The organism is Acinetobacter sp. TYF_19 (assembly GCF_043105125.1).
In the GTDB taxonomy this organism is placed as follows: domain Bacteria; phylum Pseudomonadota; class Gammaproteobacteria; order Pseudomonadales; family Moraxellaceae; genus Acinetobacter; species Acinetobacter johnsonii.
On the sequence record NZ_JBICLH010000087.1, the window covers coordinates 117,099 to 136,622 of the forward strand.

General features: G+C 40.0%; 21 protein-coding genes and 1 tRNA gene. 17 read left to right on the top strand and 5 right to left on the bottom strand.

The features are described from left to right. Positions 1–8: 8 nt before the first annotated feature. The 4 genes from ACF8FD_RS15225 to ACF8FD_RS15240 all read left to right on the top strand — a co-directional run bounded on the left by ACF8FD_RS15225 (position 9) and on the right by ACF8FD_RS15240 (position 3,806). On the top strand, positions 9–629 hold the full coding sequence (locus ACF8FD_RS15225) for a hypothetical protein (RefSeq protein WP_058869512.1): 621 nt from the start codon (positions 9–11) through the stop codon (positions 627–629). A 385-nt stretch (positions 630–1,014) separates the two neighbouring features. Further along, positions 1,015–1,091, top strand: a tRNA-Ile gene (locus ACF8FD_RS15230). A 1,130-nt stretch (positions 1,092–2,221) separates the two neighbouring features. After that, positions 2,222–2,794, top strand: a complete 573-nt coding sequence (locus ACF8FD_RS15235; protein ID WP_058869548.1) for a 1-acyl-sn-glycerol-3-phosphate acyltransferase — start codon at positions 2,222–2,224, stop codon at positions 2,792–2,794. 262 nt (positions 2,795–3,056) lie between these two features. Then, positions 3,057–3,806 (top strand): YebC/PmpR family DNA-binding transcriptional regulator, encoded by a 750-nt coding sequence (locus ACF8FD_RS15240; RefSeq protein WP_004693421.1) that lies wholly within the window; start codon positions 3,057–3,059, stop codon positions 3,804–3,806. A gap of 52 nt (positions 3,807–3,858) precedes the next feature. On the opposite strand, the gene ACF8FD_RS15245 is transcribed toward ACF8FD_RS15240, so the two are convergent. The 3 genes from ACF8FD_RS15245 to ACF8FD_RS15255 form a co-directional block, all read right to left on the bottom strand. Continuing rightward, positions 3,859–4,074, bottom strand: coding sequence for a GrpB family protein (locus tag ACF8FD_RS15245; protein ID WP_234304881.1), 216 nt, complete (start codon positions 4,072–4,074; stop codon positions 3,859–3,861). A gap of 95 nt (positions 4,075–4,169) precedes the next feature. Further along, positions 4,170–4,640 (bottom strand): Lrp/AsnC family transcriptional regulator, encoded by a 471-nt coding sequence (locus tag ACF8FD_RS15250; protein ID WP_004693423.1) that lies wholly within the window; start codon positions 4,638–4,640, stop codon positions 4,170–4,172. 273 nt (positions 4,641–4,913) lie between these two features. Next, positions 4,914–5,678, bottom strand: a complete 765-nt coding sequence (locus tag ACF8FD_RS15255) for a glutathione S-transferase family protein (RefSeq protein WP_234304880.1) — start codon at positions 5,676–5,678, stop codon at positions 4,914–4,916. A gap of 380 nt (positions 5,679–6,058) precedes the next feature. Here ACF8FD_RS15255 and ACF8FD_RS15260 point away from each other — a divergent pair, with 380 nt between their 5' ends. The 10 genes from ACF8FD_RS15260 to ACF8FD_RS15305 all read left to right on the top strand — a co-directional run bounded on the left by ACF8FD_RS15260 (position 6,059) and on the right by ACF8FD_RS15305 (position 16,081). Beyond that, positions 6,059–7,261 (top strand): SfnB family sulfur acquisition oxidoreductase, encoded by a 1,203-nt coding sequence (locus ACF8FD_RS15260; RefSeq protein ID WP_279678881.1) that lies wholly within the window; start codon positions 6,059–6,061, stop codon positions 7,259–7,261. Between the two features lie 10 nt (positions 7,262–7,271). Continuing rightward, entirely contained in the window at positions 7,272–8,495 is a 1,224-nt protein-coding gene (locus ACF8FD_RS15265) for an SfnB family sulfur acquisition oxidoreductase (protein ID WP_279678872.1), read from the top strand. Further along, positions 8,495–9,913, top strand: a complete 1,419-nt coding sequence (locus ACF8FD_RS15270; protein WP_279678873.1) for an LLM class flavin-dependent oxidoreductase — start codon at positions 8,495–8,497, stop codon at positions 9,911–9,913. The genes ACF8FD_RS15265 and ACF8FD_RS15270 overlap by 1 nt, the downstream gene beginning before the upstream one ends. Before the next feature lie 22 nt (positions 9,914–9,935). Next, positions 9,936–10,778, top strand: coding sequence for a MetQ/NlpA family ABC transporter substrate-binding protein (locus ACF8FD_RS15275; RefSeq protein ID WP_148826202.1), 843 nt, complete (start codon positions 9,936–9,938; stop codon positions 10,776–10,778). A 9-nt stretch (positions 10,779–10,787) separates the two neighbouring features. Then, complete coding sequence (locus ACF8FD_RS15280; protein WP_392453549.1) at positions 10,788–11,624, top strand: MetQ/NlpA family ABC transporter substrate-binding protein; 837 nt, start codon at positions 10,788–10,790, stop codon at positions 11,622–11,624. 11 nt (positions 11,625–11,635) lie between these two features. Continuing rightward, the gene (locus ACF8FD_RS15285; protein WP_392453550.1) at positions 11,636–12,706 is read left to right on the top strand and encodes a methionine ABC transporter ATP-binding protein; all 1,071 of its coding nucleotides are present in this window, start codon (positions 11,636–11,638) and stop codon (positions 12,704–12,706) included. Next, positions 12,687–13,346 (top strand): methionine ABC transporter permease, encoded by a 660-nt coding sequence (locus ACF8FD_RS15290; protein ID WP_392453551.1) that lies wholly within the window; start codon positions 12,687–12,689, stop codon positions 13,344–13,346. The genes ACF8FD_RS15285 and ACF8FD_RS15290 overlap by 20 nt, the downstream gene beginning before the upstream one ends. 414 nt (positions 13,347–13,760) lie before the next feature. Continuing rightward, complete coding sequence (locus ACF8FD_RS15295; protein WP_392453552.1) at positions 13,761–14,315, top strand: haloacid dehalogenase type II; 555 nt, start codon at positions 13,761–13,763, stop codon at positions 14,313–14,315. Between the two features lie 145 nt (positions 14,316–14,460). Beyond that, positions 14,461–15,552: a redox-regulated ATPase YchF gene (ychF, locus tag ACF8FD_RS15300; protein WP_004693442.1), complete on the top strand. Its 1,092-nt coding sequence runs from the start codon at positions 14,461–14,463 to the stop codon at positions 15,550–15,552. Positions 15,553–15,742: 190 nt separating this feature from the next. After that, positions 15,743–16,081, top strand: coding sequence for a hypothetical protein (locus ACF8FD_RS15305; RefSeq protein WP_078426512.1), 339 nt, complete (start codon positions 15,743–15,745; stop codon positions 16,079–16,081). 65 nt (positions 16,082–16,146) lie between these two features. Here ACF8FD_RS15305 and ACF8FD_RS15310 read toward each other — a convergent pair whose 3' ends face one another. Then, positions 16,147–16,680 (bottom strand): DUF962 domain-containing protein, encoded by a 534-nt coding sequence (locus ACF8FD_RS15310; protein WP_178928938.1) that lies wholly within the window; start codon positions 16,678–16,680, stop codon positions 16,147–16,149. Positions 16,681–16,797: 117 nt separating this feature from the next. On the opposite strand from ACF8FD_RS15310, the gene ACF8FD_RS15315 reads away from it, so the two are divergent. Next, entirely contained in the window at positions 16,798–17,493 is a 696-nt protein-coding gene (locus tag ACF8FD_RS15315) for a Crp/Fnr family transcriptional regulator (RefSeq protein ID WP_392453553.1), read from the top strand. Between the two features lie 300 nt (positions 17,494–17,793). Here the strand turns inward: ACF8FD_RS15315 and ACF8FD_RS15320 are convergent, their stop codons facing one another. After that, positions 17,794–18,276: a hypothetical protein gene (locus tag ACF8FD_RS15320; protein WP_078426509.1), complete on the bottom strand. Its 483-nt coding sequence runs from the start codon at positions 18,274–18,276 to the stop codon at positions 17,794–17,796. A gap of 101 nt (positions 18,277–18,377) precedes the next feature. Between ACF8FD_RS15320 and ACF8FD_RS15325 the strand changes: the two genes are divergently transcribed. Together ACF8FD_RS15325 and ygaH are read left to right on the top strand one after the other, a co-directional pair. Beyond that, on the top strand, positions 18,378–19,130 hold the full coding sequence (locus ACF8FD_RS15325) for an AzlC family ABC transporter permease (RefSeq protein WP_004693451.1): 753 nt from the start codon (positions 18,378–18,380) through the stop codon (positions 19,128–19,130). Further along, a complete protein-coding gene (gene ygaH / locus ACF8FD_RS15330; RefSeq protein ID WP_004980107.1) occupies positions 19,127–19,474 on the top strand; it encodes an L-valine transporter subunit YgaH in 348 nt (115 codons plus the stop codon). The genes ACF8FD_RS15325 and ygaH overlap by 4 nt, the downstream gene beginning before the upstream one ends. Positions 19,475–19,524: the final 50 nt, after the last annotated feature.

The window sequence follows — 19,524 nt, forward strand, 5'->3', positions numbered from 1 at the left end:
AGCGCCTCATGATGATGAAAATAATCCCTCCTTTACTTTTCAGCACCTTACTTTTTTCAAGCCACAGTTTTGCAACTGTAGGGGGACCACAAAATATTGAAGTTTTAGGACTCGACCAAGCTGATCAAAAAATATATGTGATGCGACATTACTTAGATGGTCGGGGTCGTTTGCCACAATTGTATTATTATCAACTCAACAGCAAAACCCCCTCCAAACTGATTGAAGTGAAATCTTTATATATCAATCCAAAAACTCAAAAAATTGACTATGATCAAGACAGTCAGAAGTTTGACCGTGACATTGCAAAAATAAAAAAACGACTCAAAGCTTTAACGCCGATTCCGCCAAAGCAGGTTAAAATTCAAGTCATCAGTAAAAAGGCTTCAAAAGAACCTTCTTGGTATGATCCTAAACTCTCCATCCTGAAATTTAGCTATCAATATCAAGTGAAATACAGCAATTTGAAAAGTCCCGTACACAAAGCAGTGGACTATAAAAATGGGCTGCGCATTTCACAAACTTATAAAGTTCCTCATCAACAAAAAGCACTGGTGACAGTTCAATATCTCGGGATTCCTTTTGAAACAGGTTATAACATTGAAGACCCTGTACTTCTCACCCGATAAAAAATAAGGTCTAAAATTATGAAAGTAGAGCCTTTTGTCTGAGGGCATTAGATTTTGGCCAAAGCCCCCTATATCCTTTCTATTGCTAGTTATTGCGGGTCAGAGCCTATATAATCTGCATTTGCACAGAATTAGGAATGTCTATACTTAGTTCCACTTGATGTATTGACCGAAACAATTTAGTAGCACCACTTGCTAGATGCATAAATTAATTCAACAACATTGAAAACTCATCATTTTCTAAATTACTTACGTATTAATATTCAAATCTTCTAATTGTTGGGATACTGTACAACCAAGTATGAAAAAGCTTGTTTTTTTAAAAAATCTTCGCTAGTATTCATTTCGCTTGAACTTGTTGATATATAACAAATTCAAGATATTAGGGCCTATAGCTCAGTTGGTTAGAGCAGCGGACTCATAATCCGTTGGTCCACAGTTCAAGTCTGTGTGGGCCCACCATATAAAACAACCACTTAGGTGCATTAATCCTAGGTGGTTTTTTATTGGCTATTTTTATATAAACATTTTGAATTCAAGTATTAGTCGTTTCTGCTTATTTAAAAAAAGATTCGAAATTTTCATTTAAGCAATCCTTTCTAATCTTCATCATTCTCAGAATCACGACCTAATTTATCTTTGCTTTAGATTTTCCTGTCAAATCTTATTTTCAGGCATTTTCTATGATAACTGTAACAAATTCTTTGCCTAAACTTGCAGCTATAGATTCAAATGATATGAGTCAAGCCATCATGACTGATCGTGCCCCATTGTTTCTATACCCTCCTACAGAAACCTATACTGTAATCACTTAGCCTCACTACTCACAAAAATATGGCTAAGTTAAGCATTGAATAACTGTGAACATAACATCCAACACGCTATATATGACTAGTAAGTATAAATTTTAAGCATCCAAACATGATGCTCTAACAAAGTATCTCATTTAGAATAAGAGCTATTAACGATTATAGATGATTGAAAATTAAATTTTTAAGTCAATCAAGCTATTTATAGCTAGCATCAAAAATCAGTGCATTTATACATTATTACGGCTTTGTTGCATAAATATGTAAGCATCTGATTTAAATAAATTTAATTTTGGATCAAAAAATAATCAAAACTTTTAAAATCATATAGTTATGAAATCTTTGTGCAACAAAGCCCATTATTACCACTAAATACTGATTTCCTTTTTCTTACGAAACTCAATGAAAAATTCAACAACCGACCACAGAACAACCAAACCGAAAAGGACAAATGCCCATAAAAAAGTCGAAAGATAAGCCATTTTAACAATCCTGAGCTTTGTTAAACCAAAGTTAAAGTGTGAAAATGCACACTTTAATCTTAGACCAAAGTCTAATCTGTCATTTAGATTATGAATAGTGGTATTTTCATTTTCAGCATATTTATTTTCTATTTGATTAGATTTAAAACATCTTAGTATTCAATTCTTGCCCTCTCCTTGTTCAACTGATGAGGATTCAAAACGATTCATAAAAGTAGCAAGTGCAATCAAGTAGGACTTGACTCAAAGCGTAAACAAGCAGACATTACCCTCTTTAAAAAACACTTGTATTTTTATGCTCATGTTAAAAAAATTCATTGGTGAGTCTGTGTTTAAACTCGCAGGCTGGAAATATCATGTACAACCAAACGTTTTGGAAGATAAGCAAGTCATTATTGGTTTTGAACATACTTCTATGTTGGATGCTGTCTTGTCACTGGCGATTTTTCAAATCTACGATATGAAAATCCATACTCTGATTAAAAAAGAATTATTTAAAGGGCCAATGAAGCCCATACTCGAAGCCATTGGTGGCATCGCGGTCGATCGCAAGTCAAATAAAGACATTGTGTCTCAAATGGTTGAGCACTTTACCCAAAATAAAAAATTCAATTTAGTGATTGCACCAGAAGCAACACGTGCCAAAACAGGTGAAGTACGCAAACCTATTCGTACTGGGTTTTGGCATATTGCTAAAGCAGCAAATGTGCCTATTGTACTGATGTACGCGAATTCAAAAACTAAGCAAGGCGGTATTTTTGGAAAAATCTACCCAACAGATCTAGATCATGACTTAGCGCTTATTAAAGCACTTTATAAAGAGCATGTTGGTTTAGATATTGAGATTCCAGAACCTAAAACTGCTGCACAATAAGATCGTTTAATTAACCTAAAAGAATCTGAAGACGTTATTCTTTTAGGTCTCTGTGGGTATTTCCCAACAGTTAATTTTTAAAGTGAACTTTCTTTATAAGGTAAATTTGAAATAACTGTATTTATTTCAAACAATTTTAATTCTTTTTTTGTTTGTTCAGGCGATTTTCAGAAAAACACCTACTTTCGCATAAAAAAGTGCTTATGGTAGAATTTGCACAATTTGATAGGCACAAAGCCAATCTACAAGGAGCATATTTCGCATGGCGGGTCATTCCAAGTGGGCCAATATTAAGCATCGTAAAGCAAAACAAGATGCTAGCCGTGGTAAACTTTTTACCAAATTTATTCGTGAATTAACAACTGCTGCAAAGCTTGGCGGTGGTGATGCTGCAAGCAACCCACGTCTTCGTGCAGTTGTAGAAAAAGCGCTTTCTGTAAATATGACACGTGACGTCATCAACCGTGCAATCCAACGTGGTGCTGGTGGCGAAGATAACGATGATTTAAAAGAAATTACTTACGAAGGTTATGGTGTTGGTGGTGTTGCAGTTATTGTAGAAACCATGACTGACAACTTAAACCGTACTGTACCGGATGTCCGTCACTGTTTCTCAAAAACAGATGGTAACTTAGGCACAAACGGTTCAGTTGCTTTCTTGTTCACAAAACGTGGTGAGATCACTTTTGAAGATGTATCTTTAGAAGATCAAATCATGGACGTGGCACTTGAAGCAGGTGCTGAAGATATCGAAGTCGATGAAGATGAAATCTTAGTCATTACTACACCTGAATCTTTTGGTGATGTGCAAGATGCTTTGACTGCTGCAGGTTTAAAATCGGACAATGCTGAAGTGGTCATGAGCCCTTCAACTAAAGCCGAAATCACCGATATCGATCAAGCCAAAAAGATTATGAAAATGATTGATATGCTTGAAGATTTAGATGATGTACAAAACGTATATACCAACGTTGAATTCTCTGACGCGGTATTGGCAGAATTAGACGCCTAATCTACAGCTTTATAAAAATGCGTTCTCAAACATAACTTTGAGAGCGCATTTTTTATGGCTGATTGAATACACTTTCAATAAATTTTGCTTTTTTGCAACGATATTTATCCATGCTTAAATGCTGGCTGTCTTGTTTTAATTGGTTATACGCCGTCACTAATTTTTGATTTTCCAACAAACGATCACGAAAGATCAAAAAACTTTGCCACCGAGCGTTTTTCACGACCAATTGAATAGTAACATCATCCTGCTGTAGCACCTCTAACATACACAGCTGATGTACTCTTATTGTCGCTGATAATATGCAAACTTTTGAAAGTAGGAAGCCTAATACTCATTAGACTCATACAAGTTCAGCGTGACTTAGACTTTGCTCAACAAACCACTACAGTTAAAAACGTTATATTCTTTAATCACAAAGCTTGAGTGCAGTGCCACCACATGTTCGATTTTACCAATGCGTTTGAGTAAAATATCACTATAGTTTTCCATATCTCTTGCCACAACTTCAACGATAAAGTCTGCCGACTGCCCTGTCACTAAAAAGGCATTGGTCACTTCAGGAATATTTTCTAGCTCTTCTAAAAACTTGGAAAAAGTGTCGGTATCGTGCTTGCTCAAAGATACTTGGAGTAAAACATGTAGACTAAAACCGAGCTTTTGATAGTTAATATCACGCTTAACTTTGGTCATAATGTCGTTATCAATGAGGTGCTTAATACGACGATGTACTGAACTGACCGATAGATTAATACGCTCTGATAATTCGTTTAGATTGATATCTTCATTACTTAAAATTTCTAAAATTTGCTTATCAAAACGATCTAATTCCATTATTTAACTCTCATGACAACTTATGTTTATAGGTGTTTATTTTATATTAAGCATTTCAAATGAAAGATAAAGATTATTTGCATATTTTTTTCATTTATTTTCAAATTCATAAAAATATATCAATCATTTAAATAAAAAATTGCTATAATTTTTTATAAAAATTACAAATAGACTGAGAAACTTTCTATTCAACACCCCACATCATTTTCTTTAAATAGCAGACAAAGGCTTGATGTATAACGTCCGCCTTTGCCTATTTGACTACAGCTGATCCTAAATGCCACGCCAGTCGACTCGAGCATTGCGCTCGGTTTGATAGACTCTTAAAACATACTGCCCCAAGGGTAAATTGGTTAAATAGGTTTTATAAGCACTAAACTCTTCAGATAGACTTTCCTCATGGTCTTTTTCCCATGGTGTCCCTTTAATCTCCAGTACAGGCGCCAACATCGAACACACAGCAATATCCGCCAAACCTAAACGATCCCCGACAAAGTAGCGTCCATGATTAGCAATTAACTTCTCATTCAATACTTCAATTAACCGCTGCATTTCGGCTTTGGAATGCTCTATTTTTTCTGCACTCAACTCATAGCCTTTCGACATCAACGTTTTCATTAAAGGTTTGGTGTATTTTTCAAATTTACGTAAATACCCCTTTTCACCCAACATAATCTGTAGCGATTGATCGTTATCGGACAATGCATGGGCCAACCCCCAACGACGCACATGCAATCCCAAATCATTGGCTAACGCATTAATATCTAAAGCCTCTTTACGAAGCTGTGCTTCATTACGTAACAGTCGATGTTCTGGATAACGCTCATCAAGATATAGCGCAATCTCGGTAGTATCAGCGACCCATTTGTCCTGATCACGCAAAATAGGCAGTTTATTTTGCCCTGTCTTTAACTGTGCAAAAGCCCGGTGAACCCCAGGCACCACATTTTGTGCAACAAAATCTAGCTCTTTATGATCGAGCAACCAGCGAGCTTTCTCACAAAAATGAGATAAAGGAAACTGGTATAAAGTTCTCATAAATGCTCCCCATTTATTTTTCTATTTTGGCTTTTCAGAAAAGCCATCTATTTCAGTTGGATACTTTAGTCACTGTAATTAGGATTTACAATGTACTTTTTACTCAAAACTGCCTAGCAAATGTTCAACAGCCTTTATCAAATTTATACGTTTTTTTCTCTACAATATCTCAAATCTTGATAAGCAAGGCTTTAATCATACTATTCACCCCTTCGTTAAATTAGTTATTCCTTATTTTTCAAATTCTTAACATATCATCTAAATGATTAAACTTAGCATATTTTATTTTTAACTTTTTAGCTGCTAAGTAATTCAAAATCCTTCATTTAATCATTCAAGCAATCCCAAGTAGCGTATAGGCATTAAGTAAAGGTGCTTTTCTGTCTCATACACTCTCTAAAAATATTCACGTGATACAAAATGATCAGGATGCGATTAATGCAGCCTATCATGTCGCTGACTTTGCCTTAGAAGGTCGAGATCAACGTGATCAGAACCGTCAGCTTCCATTTGCTGAAATCGAATTATTCAGCAAAAAAGGCTTAGGCGGTATTCGTATTCCTCAAGCTTTTGGAGGCGCATTTGTTTCCAATAAAACTTTAGCTCAGGTTTTTCGCATTATTAATAAAGCCGACTCAAGTGTCGGTCAAATTCCACAAAACCAAATTGCGCTACTCAACATGATTGATATTTTAGGTAGCGAACAACAAAAACAGTTTATTTTTAATGAAATATTAAACGGCAAACGCCTTGCCAATGGCGGCCCCGAACGAAATACCAAAGACACTAAAACCCTGAGTACGACATTAAGTATTGAAAATGGTCGTTACTATGTCGATGGTGAAAAGTTCTACTCTACAGGCAGTAGCTTTGCTCATTGGTTAGCCATTAAAGCCATCCACCCTGAAGGATATGTGGTACTGACGCTTGTTGATGCCACAGCACAAGGCATTGAAGTCATCGATAACTGGAACGGTTTTGGTCAGCGTACAACTTCAAGCGGCACAGTAAAATTACAACGGGTTGAAGTCGATCCACTACTTATCTTTGATGAGCGGAAACTGGCTGAAGATATCAATTATCGCGGTGCTTTCTCGCAGTTAATGCAAGTTGCAATTGATGTCGGTATTGCAGAAGCCGCATTTGAAGACACTTTGTCAGCAGTGAAAAAAGCCCGACCAATTGTCGATGCGCAGGTTGAGAAAGCCAGTTTTGAACATTACACCTTACAAGAAGTCGGCAAATCCGCAGTCCTGTTAGATGCCGCTATCCTACTGCTCGATAAAGCTGCTGAATATTTAGTTGAGCTCGACCAACTGAGCGTTGTCAGTGCCGAACAAGCAGCTAAAGCCTCCATTCTAGTCGCCGAAGCTAAGGTCTATGCCAATGATGCTGCACTACAAATTTCTGAAAAACTCCTAGAGCTTGGCGGCAGTCGTTCGAGCCTAAGCCAACATAATTTAGATCAACATTGGCGCAATGCACGTGTGCATACCTTACACGACCCGATCCGCTGGAAGCTGCATGCACTGGGTAACTACTATTTGAACAACACTTTCCCTGCTCGCCACGCTTGGATTTAAGGAGAACATCATGACTTCATTTCAACCTATTCTTCCACTTCAATCCCAAAACGCGGCATATGCACATATTATTCAAAGCGATGCCGAAGCCTTAGAGATTGCCAAAAATTTGGCTGAGCAGTTTAAACATCAGGCTATCCAACGTGATGCTGAACGTATTTTGCCTTTTGAGGAAATCGAAGCCTATAGCCAATCTGGGCTCTGGGCGATTACTGTACCGAAGGAATTCGGAGGTGCAGATGTTTCAAGCTATACGGTCGCGCAAATTATCGCACTAATGAGTGGCGTAGATGGTTCGATTGGACAAATTCCCCAGAACCATTTCTATGCCTTAGAGGTTTTACGTAACAACGGCACTGAACAACAAAAGCGTAAACTCTATGCAGAAGTGCTAAAAGGTGCACGTTTTGGTAATGCCTTGGCAGAGTTTAAAACTAAAAACGCAACACAAAAACAAACTGCACTCAGCCAAACTGAACAAGGCTATGTGGTCAATGGTGAAAAGTTTTATTGCACAGGCAGTCTGTTTGCAGACCGCATCCCCACTTTAGTCAAAGATGCCGATGACAAAGAGTTTCTTGTCTTTATCCCACGGAGTAGCCAAGGACTCGAACTGATAGATGATTGGTCTGGTTTTGGTCAACGCACCACAGGCAGCGGTACAGTCAAATTCAATCATGTTGCTGTAGATGCAGAAGATATTGTTCTTTTCGATACCGCTTTTTCTAGACCGACTCTGGTTGGGCCTTTTGCGCAAATTATGCATGCTGCAATTGAAACGGGTATCGCGCGTGCTGCTTTTGAGGAAACACTGGTTCGTGTGCGTCAGGCTCGGCCATGGATTGACTCTGCTGTTGAACAGGCAACTGATGACCCTTTAACACAGTTTGAACTAGGACGCGTGGTTGCCGATGTGCGTGCCAGTGAAGTCCTACTCAAACAAGCGGCTCGTTCAATCGATGCAGCACGTCCCCAACCAACCATAGAGAACATTGCAAAAGCTTCTCTCGATGTAGCGAAAGTTCGTGCACATAGCACAGAAACCGCATTAAAAGCCGCTTCGAAATTGATTGAACTGGCAGGCAGTCGTGGTAGTCAGCGTGAAGATGGCCTAGACCGTTTTTGGCGTAATGCCCGTGTTCACACGCTACATGATGCGTCACGTTGGAAATATTACTTCATTGCCAATTATCTTCTTAACGGTGTACTTCCGCCACGCAGAGGGACATTGTAATGACACTATCATCTCAAAATAAAAACACGAAACAAATCATCCTGAATGCCTTTGATATGAATAGCGTAGGTCATATCAATCATAGTTTGTGGACACACCCACGCGATGAGTCGCATCGTTTTAATGAGCTCAGCTATTGGACCGATTTGGCGCAAACTTTAGAGCAAGGTTTATTTGATGGTTTGTTTATCGCCGACATTACGGGTGTCTACGATGTTTATCAAAATGGTCTGGATTTAACCCTAAAAGAGTCAATTCAACTTCCAAGCCATGACCCAAGTACACTCGTTTCTGCAATGGCTGCCGTTACACAGCACTTAGGGTTTGGCGTCACTGTGAACTTGAGCTATGAGTCGCCTTATCAGTTTGCACGGCGCTTTGCAAGCCTTGACCATTTAACCCACGGTCGTATTGGTTGGAACATTGTCACGGGTTACTTAGACAGCGCAGAACGATTAATTGGTCAAAAGGGTTTAAAAGATCACGACTTGCGTTATGAACAAGCTGAAGAGTTTATCGAACTTTGCTATAAATTTTGGGAAGGTTCTTGGGAAGACGATGCCGTCCAAAAAGATAAATTAAACCGTGTCTTTACCGATCCTTCAAAAGTTCATGCCATACAGCATCAAGGCAAATTCTTCCAAAGTCAGGGCATTTTTCAGGTTTCCCCATCTATACAGCGGACACCTGTACTTTATCAAGCGGGCGCTTCAAGTAAAGGCTTAGCCTTCGCAACTCAACATGCTGAAGCCATGTTTATTGGTGCTGACACGCCTGAAAAACTGAAACAGCAAGTCGATAAGATTCGTGCGCTTGCATTAAGCCATGGGCGTGATGAACAAGCCATTAAACTCTTTGTTGGCATTAGTGTAGTGACTGCAGAAACGGATGAACTCGCACAAGAAAAACTCGCCGAATATATTCGCTATGCCAGTCCAGAAGCAGGTTTGGCGCATTTTTCAAGTTCAGTTGGAATAGATTTAGCACAGTTTGCAGATGATGAAGCGATTCCTTATAAACAAACCAATAGCATTGCCTCGGTCAATAACAAATTTAAAGAGCAAAAAGTTACGCGAGCTGATTTAAAAGCCCAACATGTACTCGGTGGACGCTATCCACTGATCGTCGGGAGTGGAAAAACCGTAGCAGAAAAACTCATTCAGCTCATAGATGAAACTGGCGTAGATGGCTTTAATCTCACACGAACCGTTGCCCCAGAGTCAAATCAAGACTTTATTCGTTGGGTCATCCCAGAATTACAAGAGCGTGGCCGTTATAAAACCGCCTATGAAACAGGTAGTTTACGCCACAAATTATTCGCTCAAGGTGACCGACTGGCCGCAAACCACCCAGTACAGCAGTATCGATGTCAAAGCTCGTCCACTCATACTCAAACACAGCAAAAACAAACCGCATAAATTTTAAAATACGAGAAATATCATGGCTCAAACTGCAAAAACAAAATTTACCATTATTGGGGTAATTGTCGCCGCTATCGTCATTGTACTGGTGGCGTGGTCTTATCATAAAAAATCGAGTAACTCTGAACTGGTGATTGGGATCAGCCCACCCTTTGCCAATCCCTTAAAGGTGGCTGTGGAAGAAGCAAAACAGCAAGGTATCAACGTCAAACTGGTGGAGTTTTCGGATTGGAATACCCCCAATATCACGCTCAACCATGGTGATATTGATGCCAACTATTTTCAGCATCAGCCCTTCTTAGATAACGCCATCAAAGAAACCCAATTTAAACTGAAAGCACTGGATAAAGGCGTCACCACACACGTCGGTTTATATTCAAAAAAATATGACTCGATTGATGCAATTCCTGAAAATGCACGTACAGTTATTCCAAATGATCCAGTAAATCAAGGTCGTGCGCTTTTACTGTTACAACAGGCTAAATTGATTAGCTTAAAAGACCCTAACAATCATCTATCTAACCTGCAAGACATTGTGAGCAATCCTAAAAAGCTCCAGTTTATTGAAGTTGAAGGTCCACAAACTGCACGTGCCGTTGATGATGCTGACTTGGTCTTTAGCTATCCACATTATTTACGTCTTGCAAAAACCATCGACCCAAATGATGCACTGATCTTAGATGACAACACCAATACCCTGTATTCGATTTTATTTGTGGTGCGTGACGACTACCAACAGCAACATCCAGAGAAAGCAGCGCAACTTGAAAAATTTATCAAGATCTATCAAACATCAGACAAAGTTAAACAGACTTTGAATAGTGAAATTGGTGAAAAACTTTGGTTCCCAGGTTGGAAGTGAGTATAAGCCATGACGCAATCTTTCACTCAAAATCGAAAAAAATGGCTGATTGGCTTAAGCGTCATCGTGGCAATTTTTGCTCTAGCGGGTTACCGCTATAGCAAAAGCCATGCACAAGATGATGTCTTAACAATTGGTATTAGCCCACCTTATGCCGAACTGCTGCAAAGCGTGGCAGATGATGTAAAAAAGCAAGGCATTCAAGTCAAACTGGTTGAATTCTCGGACTGGCATGCGCCAAATGTTGCTGTGCAAAATGGTGACATTGATGCCAACTTTTTTCAGCAAAGTGTCTTTCTACGAAATGCGATTCGCGAAACAAATTATGATCTGCATGCATTCGCTACTGGAACAGGGAGTCATGTCGGACTGTATTCAAAAAAATATAAGTCCTTAGATGCACTACCAACTCAAGCACGTGTGGTCATCCCCAATGACCCTGTAAACTCGGCACGTGCTCTGATTTTACTGCATCGTGCGGGTTTGATTCAGCTCAAAGACATTAACAATGAACTGTCTACCGTAAACGATATTGTGAGCAATCCTAAACAACTTCAGTTTATTGAAGTAGAAGGCCCACAAACTGCCCATGCGTTTAATGATGCCGATTTAATTTTTGGCTTCCCGCATTATTTAAAAATGGCCAAGGTCACAGATCCGCATCATGCCCTTTTTCTTGATCCGATAGACAAGAAATACGCCATCATATTTGTGACACGTAAAGACTATCCAGACCAAAACCAAAAACTTGCGGCCTTTGTGCAAGCATTTCAAAACTCAAAACACGTTCAAGAAATTTTAGATCGTGATTTTGGCCAAGGTCTGTGGTTTGAAGGCTGGAAATAAGGAGAAAAAGAATGGTCAGCTTTGGTTCTCATGTGGATTTTTCAATTCCACATATCAAAATTCGTAACTTAAACAAACACTATGCAGTACAAGGTCAAACTGTACATGCACTCAAAAATATTGACCTAGACATCCCGACAGGGAAAGTGTTTGGCATTATTGGCAAAAGTGGTGCAGGTAAATCTTCCCTGCTCCGCACCTTAAATGGTTTAGAAAGTATCAGTGAAGGTCATATCCATATTCATCAACAAGACTTGGCGGCATTGAGCCATGCTGAGCTGATTCAGCTCCGCCAACGCATTGGTATGATTTTCCAGCATTTCAATTTAATGTCTGCCAAAACAGTCTATGAAAATGTCGCACTGCCTCTCAAAGTGGCCAATTATCCCAAACAAGACATCGAACAACGTGTCAACGAAGTTTTACAATTGGTCGGGCTGAGTGATAAGACTCAGCACTACCCATCACAACTGTCTGGCGGCCAAATGCAGCGTGTCGGCATTGCCCGTGCATTGGTTCACCATCCTGAAATTTTACTCTGTGATGAAGCGACATCTGCACTTGATCCAGAAAGCACCTCTGTAGTGTTGTCGCTACTCAAAGAGATTAATCAAAAGCTGGGTATCACCATTGTATTGATTACCCATGAAATGCAAGTGATTCGGGAAATCTGCGATCAGGTCGTGGTCATTGATGGCGGTGAAATTGTGGAATCAGGAGAAGTTTGGTCTGTGTTTTCTCAACCCCAGCAAGGCATTACCCAAGAACTACTGAATCTAGAACAACTCGATTTGCCCTTTCGCTTGAATGCTGAACCTACGCAGCTCGATACACATGCCATTTTCAAAATTAGCTCGACTTCAGATGCGCATCATCCCCCTGACTTAAAACAGATATTGGATCATTTCCCACAAACTGTGCATTTGTATCAAAGTCAGGTCGACACCATCCAAAACCATTTAATTGGAACATTGGTTATTGCTGTCCCCACACTAGGCTTAGAAATTCAATCGCTACTACAAAAACTAAAAGCGCATGTGACACATGTAGAGGTACTTGGCTATGCACGACCAACTCATTGATTTATTACTGACAGGCACCATCGATACCTTAATCATGGTCGGCGCATCCGCATTTTTTGCCTTGCTCATTGGTCTTCCAATGGCAGTGGTTCTAGTCAGCACCTCTGAGCATGGCATTTATCCCTCTAAAAGTATTAACCATAGCTTAGGCTGGTTAGTGAATATCACTCGTTCCGTTCCCTTCCTGATTTTGATGGTGGCCCTGATTCCACTCACACGTTGGATTGTAGGCACCAGTTATGGTATTTGGGCAGCAGTTGTCCCTTTAACCTTGGCTGCAACACCTTTTTTTGCACGAATTGCAGAAGTCAGTTTACGCGAAGTGGATCAAGGGTTGATTGAGGCTGCACAAGCCATCGGCTGTAACCGTACTCAAATCATTTGGCATGTATTGTTACCTGAAGCTCTTCCTGGAATTGTCGCAGGTTTTACCGTAACCATTGTGACCATGATTAACTCCTCTGCCATTGCAGGCGCAATTGGTGCTGGAGGTTTAGGTGATATCGCCTATCGTTATGGTTATCAGCGTTTTGATATGCAGATCATGTTGGCCGTGATTGTCGTGCTCGTGATTTTGGTGATGTGTGTGCAAGCGATTGGAGACAATCTGGCAACTCAACTCGATAAGAGGAAAGTTTAATCCCATCTCCACATAAAGTAGAGCACTATACTGTCCACTTAAGTTTTTTAGCCCCTCCTTTTTCTAAGGAGGGTGTTTCAGTATGAAATTCACTACCCAGTTATAATCACCTTTGCTTTATGACAGCAATCTAATCAACTGAATCAACATTGTTTTTCTTTCAAATTCACATAGAAAATATAGCTCTCAATATACAGATAGAAATGAATAAGCTATAACGTATACTCAAGCCAAAATAAGAATAACCATCTCAATATGCATCATTCCTCCTAAAATTAAAGTACTCGCTTTCGACATCTTTGGAACTGTCGTGGACTGGCATTATTCAATCGTTCAAGAAGTGGAACATCTAGCCTTGAACATATCGATGCCAACCAATTTGCATTAGACTGGCGAGCAGGCTATCGACCTGCAATGGATCAGGTTTTGTCAGGTCAGCAGCCGTGGACCTCCATTGATGATATTCACCGTCTCATTTTGGATGAGCTTTTAGCGAAATATCAAATCTCCACACTGACCGAAGCTCAAAAAATGGATTTAAACTTTATTTGGCATCGTCTCAACCCTTGGCCAGATACAGTCGCAGCACTCAATCAATTAAAACAAGATTATATTATTTGCACCCTTTCAAATGGCAACATTCGCTTATTGATCGATCTCGCAAAGTACGCAAAATTGCCTTGGGACACTATTTTCTCTGCTGAAAATTTCAAAGCCTACAAACCCTCTCCCAAAACATATTTAGGTGTCGCAGACTTTCTCAATATTGCACCGAATCAAGTGATGATGGTTGCCACTCATCAAGATGACCTTGCCGCAGCGCGTAGCTGTGGACTTCTGACAGCTTATATTGAACGCCCCTTTGAGTATGGTGCAGCTCAATTGAAAGACTCTAGTCCTTGCATAGACAATGATCTACATGCAACTGACCTCTTAAATCTGGTTTCTTTATTAAAAGAAAAGGCTTAAAAGGCTCGTACATAGGGCTTAAATGAGGAAGTTCTGCCCACAACATGATTTACAAATTTGATTCTTCTCCCCTGACACCTGACTTTGTCATGGCTTTCATGTAAAATCACTGGCAATTTTTATATAACACGTTGTGAGTTATTTCATGGGTTTTAATTGCGGTATTGTCGGCTTGCCGAACGTTGGTAAATCTACACTTTTCAATGCATTGACTAAAGCTGCTATTGCTGCTGAAAACTTCCCATTCTGTACCATTGAACCAAACACAGGCATCGTTCCTGTGCCAGATCCACGTTTAGACAAACTTACCGCTATTGTAAAACCTCAACGTGTGATTCCAACGACGATGGAATTCGTGGACATTGCAGGTTTAGTTGCGGGTGCATCTAAAGGTGAAGGCTTGGGGAACCAATTTCTTGCAAACATCCGTGAAACGGATGCGATTGCTCACGTTGTACGTTGTTTTGAAGATGAAAACGTCATTCACGTTAACGGTAAAATTGACCCGCTTGATGACATCGCAACTATCAATACGGAACTTGCACTTGCTGACTTAGAAACTGTGACAAAAGCAGTGACTCGTTTAGCAAAATCTGCAAAAGGTGGCGACAAAGAAGCGCTTGCAACCAAAGCGGTTTTAGACAAAATTTTACCTTTACTTGATGAAGGCAAACCTGCTCGTGCAGCTGACCTAGATGATGACGAACGTAAATTGGTTCGTGGTTTTGGATTAATGACTTTAAAACCAACCATGTATATTGCGAACGTTGCAGAAGATGGTTTTGAAAATAACCCGCATTTAGATGCTGTGAAAAAACTTGCAGCTGAAGAAAATGCAATCGTAGTTCCGCTTTGCAACCAAATCGAAGCCGAGATTTCACTGCTTGAAGATGAAGACCGTGCTGAGTTCCTTGAAGCTTTAGGCATGGAAGAGCCAGGTCTAAACGTGGTAATTCGCGCAGGCTACGGTCTTTTAGGTTTACAGACTTACTTCACAGCAGGTGTACAAGAAGTTCGTGCTTGGACCGTTAAAGTGGGTGCAACCGCACCACAAGCGGCCGGCGTGATCCACACTGACTTCGAAAAAGGCTTTATCCGTGCTGAATGTGTTGCTTATAACGACTTCGTTCAATACAACGGTGAAGCAGGCGCGAAAGAAGCAGGTAAATGGCGTTTAGAAGGTAAAACGTACATCGTTCAAGACGGTGATGTTCTACACTTCCGCTTTAACGTATAAGTCGTTCCGAGTATAAAAAAACCCGATACCCATCGGGTTTTTTTATAAGCTTAAATCAAGCTTAAAAATAGCATTAAATAACATATGAACACCTGATCCGTTTGGATCTCACACAATATTCTAACTTCTATTCTTTTACATTATCGCTAATTTAATCACAGGCACTAATGCCTTCATTGAACAAACGAAAATGAAAAAGATCAGCACATTTATTGCAGCAGGTTTATTCACAACGCTTAGCGCTACAGCATTTGCATGCCCACAAGGAGCAACACTGTCGGGTGGTACAGGTGCAAATCATAAAGGTGGTAAGTGCGTCGCAACCATGAACGTGACGAAACATGATCAGGCAATGAAACAAGCCAAAACGGCCAAACACGATCAAGCCATGAAACAGGATAAAATGGTGAAACATGATTCAATGAAAGCCAATGATGTGACCAATAAATCCCATAAAGATGCTCATGCTTCAAACCCGAATACACCCAAAGCTCAACCAGATATACATAAAGTCGCGAAGACATCTTAAAACAGCATAAAAAAAAGCCAGTGAAATTCACTGGCTTTTTTATCGATAAAATAATTCAGTTAATGTTATGCCACAGATACATGCTTGTTATCCATTGCAGCACGCTGTTTACGCGCTTCATCTAACATGCGTTGTTCAATGTCTTTTCTAAAACCAAGCATAAACACCATTTCCGCCAAAACAAATAATGGACCGATGGCTAGGCCAATCACATCATCCATAAAGGCCGGTTTTTTCTTCTCATAGAAATGCCCGACAAACTGGAACGCCCAGCCAACGACAAAAATACCAATACTGAGACCTAACCAAAGCCCCAAATCAAACTGTGCAATTTTATACGCCAATGGATAAGCCATGGCATAGATCACTAGCATGATCACACCAAAAATTCGATCTAAGCTTAAGTAGTAAACAATACTCGCTAATATCAAAACCATCGCCAAGGTAATTTCAAAACTGCCAATAGTCATGCCAGCTCTTGCGGTTAAACACATAATTGAAAACACAATCAGCGGAATACCAACAAAGTGGGTCACGATATTTTTATGATCAAGATGATAAGCTGCATACTGACTTAATAATTTTTCTAATTTACTCATACTGTATTTCCTTATTGCATGATATTGATCACGATATAGAATAACTTTAAAGGAAAACAGCCCATCAAGTTGTCGTCGACCTGACAAGTTGCTCGATCAATCACGAAAGGACGCGGAATGCTGGAAGTTCAACATCAACAACAGTTACTCAATAACAATTGGTTCGCCAAACTACCACAAGCCTATCAACAGTATATTGTGCAACATGCCAAATATATTGACGTTGCAAAAGACCAAGCTGTTTTTCGCTCTGGGGATTTATTTGATGGCATCTATGCAGTCTTGAATGGTGCCATTCGCTTAGGTCATGTCGACATTGAAGGTAAAGAAGCAGTTGCAGCAATTGCTGAACCGATTATGTGGTTTGGAGAAATTTCATTAATAGATCAGCAACCGCGTTCGCACGATGCGATTGCTATTCAAAAAAGCACCCTGCTCCATCTACCTAAACGCGATGTTGAGGAATTTATCCAAGCCACCCCAGAATTTTGGTTTCATATTGCACAGCTTGCTTCGCAGAAGTTACGTCTCGCCTTTTTAGAACTAATCGCAATCCAAAGTCAAAATATCAGTCAACGACTGGCTCAACGCTTACTGTTTATTTTAAGCGGTTATGGCAACCATATATCGATTACCAATGATGAAATTCATTTATCACAGGAGCAACTGGCTCAAATGCTGATGTGTTCACGCCAAACCATCAACCAAGAACTTCAAAACTTAGAAAAACAAGGAATACTGGCAATTGCGTTTAAAAAGATTAAGATTTTAGATCCTGCAAAGCTGCATAGAATTGCACATAGCTCAGAATAAGTAATCAAATGTGCCCCTTAATAGTCCAACTCACAGTGATGAACCATATAAAATATTGCTACACGGCCTAACGTCTTGGCTATTTATCTCCCCGACTTGAAACTGCTGTCACCGTGTTTGACAGGCAGCTAATGCAAACATTGCAACAGCTAAATTTTTTAGATTAACTCTCAAAATTCGACTCAATTCCGATATTTTACTGCATTGGGATAATTTACTATTTTTACTATATTATTCATTAAAGCTACAACCATAAAAAAGCGAGTTTTAAAACTCGCTTTTAATCATGCTATATCGGTCTTAGACACCCACTTTTTTAGGGTCAGTATTGCCTAAACTGGGGTTATCAATTGCGCCCCGACATTGTGCTTTATCACGCTCATAATCGCTCTGTTTCTGTGCAACACTCGAAGAACCGTCTAAGGTCTCACGTGCCCACACTTCTAAGCTGGTCAAGGCTTTACGACACAGTGCGTATTTTCCTTCGGTCACTGAGTCTGTCATTTTGACATTAATACGCCAGTCCGTACTGAGTTTACGTGCAGGATGACGGACTTTAGCTTCAATCTGATCCAATTGCTTGTTATAGACCAAACCATCGACTTCATTGATAAACACCCAAGCACGCTGGGCATATTCCGTAGCGTCATTGGTAATTTTTGGCGCAGCCTTAATTTCTACTTTTTGTTCAGGAGCTTGCTCTGACTGCCCACAAGCTTGCAAAAGTAAACTGCATACAATTATAGCAGTCAGACCTAAAGTACGTAATTCGAGCTTCAACATAGTTAAACGCCTCAACAAACAATTGGGCACTATGCTAGTGAATTCAGTTACAATACACAATCAATTTTGACCTATTGATAAAGTCTTCTTCAAGGTGTGTTGTGTCCGAACTTAATCCCACTCCTGCGCAAGCTGCTGGCTTTTGGCAAGGGGCTAAGGATAGCCAAGCGATTATCTTTACCTATCTGCCTGTTTCTTTTGCCTTTGGTGTATCCGCAACCCAGTTTGGCTTTAGTGCATGGGAGGCTTTATTTTTATCCTGCTCAATGTATGCAGGGGCCAGTCAGTTTTTAGTGGTTGCCCTATTGGGTAGTGGAACATCTATTTGGATGACTGCCCTCACTGTGATTGCCTTAGATATTCGTCACTTACTCTATGGCCCTGCGCTACAAAACTTAATTCAAGATAAACTGAACTTAAAAAAAACCGCTATTTGGTCATGGGGGCTAACCGACGAAGTCTTTGCCTCAGGCATGATTAAACTGTCACAACGTCGTCAAGAGTGGTCTGAGTCTTGGATGCTCGGTTTAAGCCTGTTTAGTTGGCTCGCATGGGCTACAGGTTCTTTTCTGGGTGGAATGTTTGCAGACCAAGTCAGTCATTTACCCCAGTTTTTACAAGCCGCTCTAGACTTTCTATTACCAGCACTGTTCTTAAGTTTCTTATTGGCAGCTTTTGAAAAGAAACACACTTTTGTGGTGGCTGTGACCATTCTTGTATCTGCCATTGCCTGCTATTTTATTGACTTATCTGCTGCGATTTTTATTGGTATCAGTTCGGGTATATTTGCAGGTTTGTTTAAACACTATGTACTGAAAAAACCAGACCCTGAACATATGGGAGATCAAGCATGAATATCGAAATTATCTTGGTCGGCATTGTAGTGGGTATTGCAAATTTTGCTTCACGCTTTGGCCCATTCTTCGTCATTCAAAAGTTCCAACAAGGTTCACAAAAGCGCGGTGCCTTATGGTTAAAAATTGCATTAGGTTCGATTGGTATTGCCGCGATCAGTTCGATGCTCGTGGTTGCCACCTTGCCACCACTGTTAGATACACCCAATAAAAGTTTTGCCATGTTGGTCGGCTTCATCGTATTAGCTGGACTTTATTTCAAGTTTAAGCAAATTGTCCCTGCTACTCTCACCGCAGCACTGAGCTATGGTTTGGTTTATACCTATATTCCTATGCCTTTTTAACCCATATCTTGCATCCATCAAAACCTGATGTGCTATTTGAAGCGCTCAGC

Coding starts and splice junctions, on each gene's coding strand:
- ACF8FD_RS15290 (WP_392453551.1), top strand. CDS start 12,687: ATGCACGACCAACTCATTGATTTATTACTGACAGGCACCATCGATACC.
- ygaH (WP_004980107.1), top strand. CDS start 19,127: ATGAATATCGAAATTATCTTGGTCGGCATTGTAGTGGGTATTGCAAAT.
- ACF8FD_RS15255 (WP_234304880.1), bottom strand. CDS start 5,678: ATGAGAACTTTATACCAGTTTCCTTTATCTCATTTTTGTGAGAAAGCT.
- ACF8FD_RS15285 (WP_392453550.1), top strand. CDS start 11,636: ATGGTCAGCTTTGGTTCTCATGTGGATTTTTCAATTCCACATATCAAA.
- ACF8FD_RS15275 (WP_148826202.1), top strand. CDS start 9,936: ATGGCTCAAACTGCAAAAACAAAATTTACCATTATTGGGGTAATTGTC.
- ACF8FD_RS15320 (WP_078426509.1), bottom strand. CDS start 18,276: ATGTTGAAGCTCGAATTACGTACTTTAGGTCTGACTGCTATAATTGTA.
- ACF8FD_RS15225 (WP_058869512.1), top strand. CDS start 9: ATGATGATGAAAATAATCCCTCCTTTACTTTTCAGCACCTTACTTTTT.
- ACF8FD_RS15280 (WP_392453549.1), top strand. CDS start 10,788: ATGACGCAATCTTTCACTCAAAATCGAAAAAAATGGCTGATTGGCTTA.
- ychF (WP_004693442.1), top strand. CDS start 14,461: ATGGGTTTTAATTGCGGTATTGTCGGCTTGCCGAACGTTGGTAAATCT.
- ACF8FD_RS15315 (WP_392453553.1), top strand. CDS start 16,798: ATGCTGGAAGTTCAACATCAACAACAGTTACTCAATAACAATTGGTTC.
- ACF8FD_RS15265 (WP_279678872.1), top strand. CDS start 7,272: ATGACTTCATTTCAACCTATTCTTCCACTTCAATCCCAAAACGCGGCA.
- ACF8FD_RS15310 (WP_178928938.1), bottom strand. CDS start 16,680: ATGAGTAAATTAGAAAAATTATTAAGTCAGTATGCAGCTTATCATCTT.
- ACF8FD_RS15250 (WP_004693423.1), bottom strand. CDS start 4,640: ATGGAATTAGATCGTTTTGATAAGCAAATTTTAGAAATTTTAAGTAAT.
- ACF8FD_RS15240 (WP_004693421.1), top strand. CDS start 3,057: ATGGCGGGTCATTCCAAGTGGGCCAATATTAAGCATCGTAAAGCAAAA.
- ACF8FD_RS15305 (WP_078426512.1), top strand. CDS start 15,743: ATGAAAAAGATCAGCACATTTATTGCAGCAGGTTTATTCACAACGCTT.
- ACF8FD_RS15270 (WP_279678873.1), top strand. CDS start 8,495: ATGACACTATCATCTCAAAATAAAAACACGAAACAAATCATCCTGAAT.
- ACF8FD_RS15245 (WP_234304881.1), bottom strand. CDS start 4,074: ATGTTAGAGGTGCTACAGCAGGATGATGTTACTATTCAATTGGTCGTG.
- ACF8FD_RS15295 (WP_392453552.1), top strand. CDS start 13,761: ATGGATCAGGTTTTGTCAGGTCAGCAGCCGTGGACCTCCATTGATGAT.
- ACF8FD_RS15235 (WP_058869548.1), top strand. CDS start 2,222: ATGTTAAAAAAATTCATTGGTGAGTCTGTGTTTAAACTCGCAGGCTGG.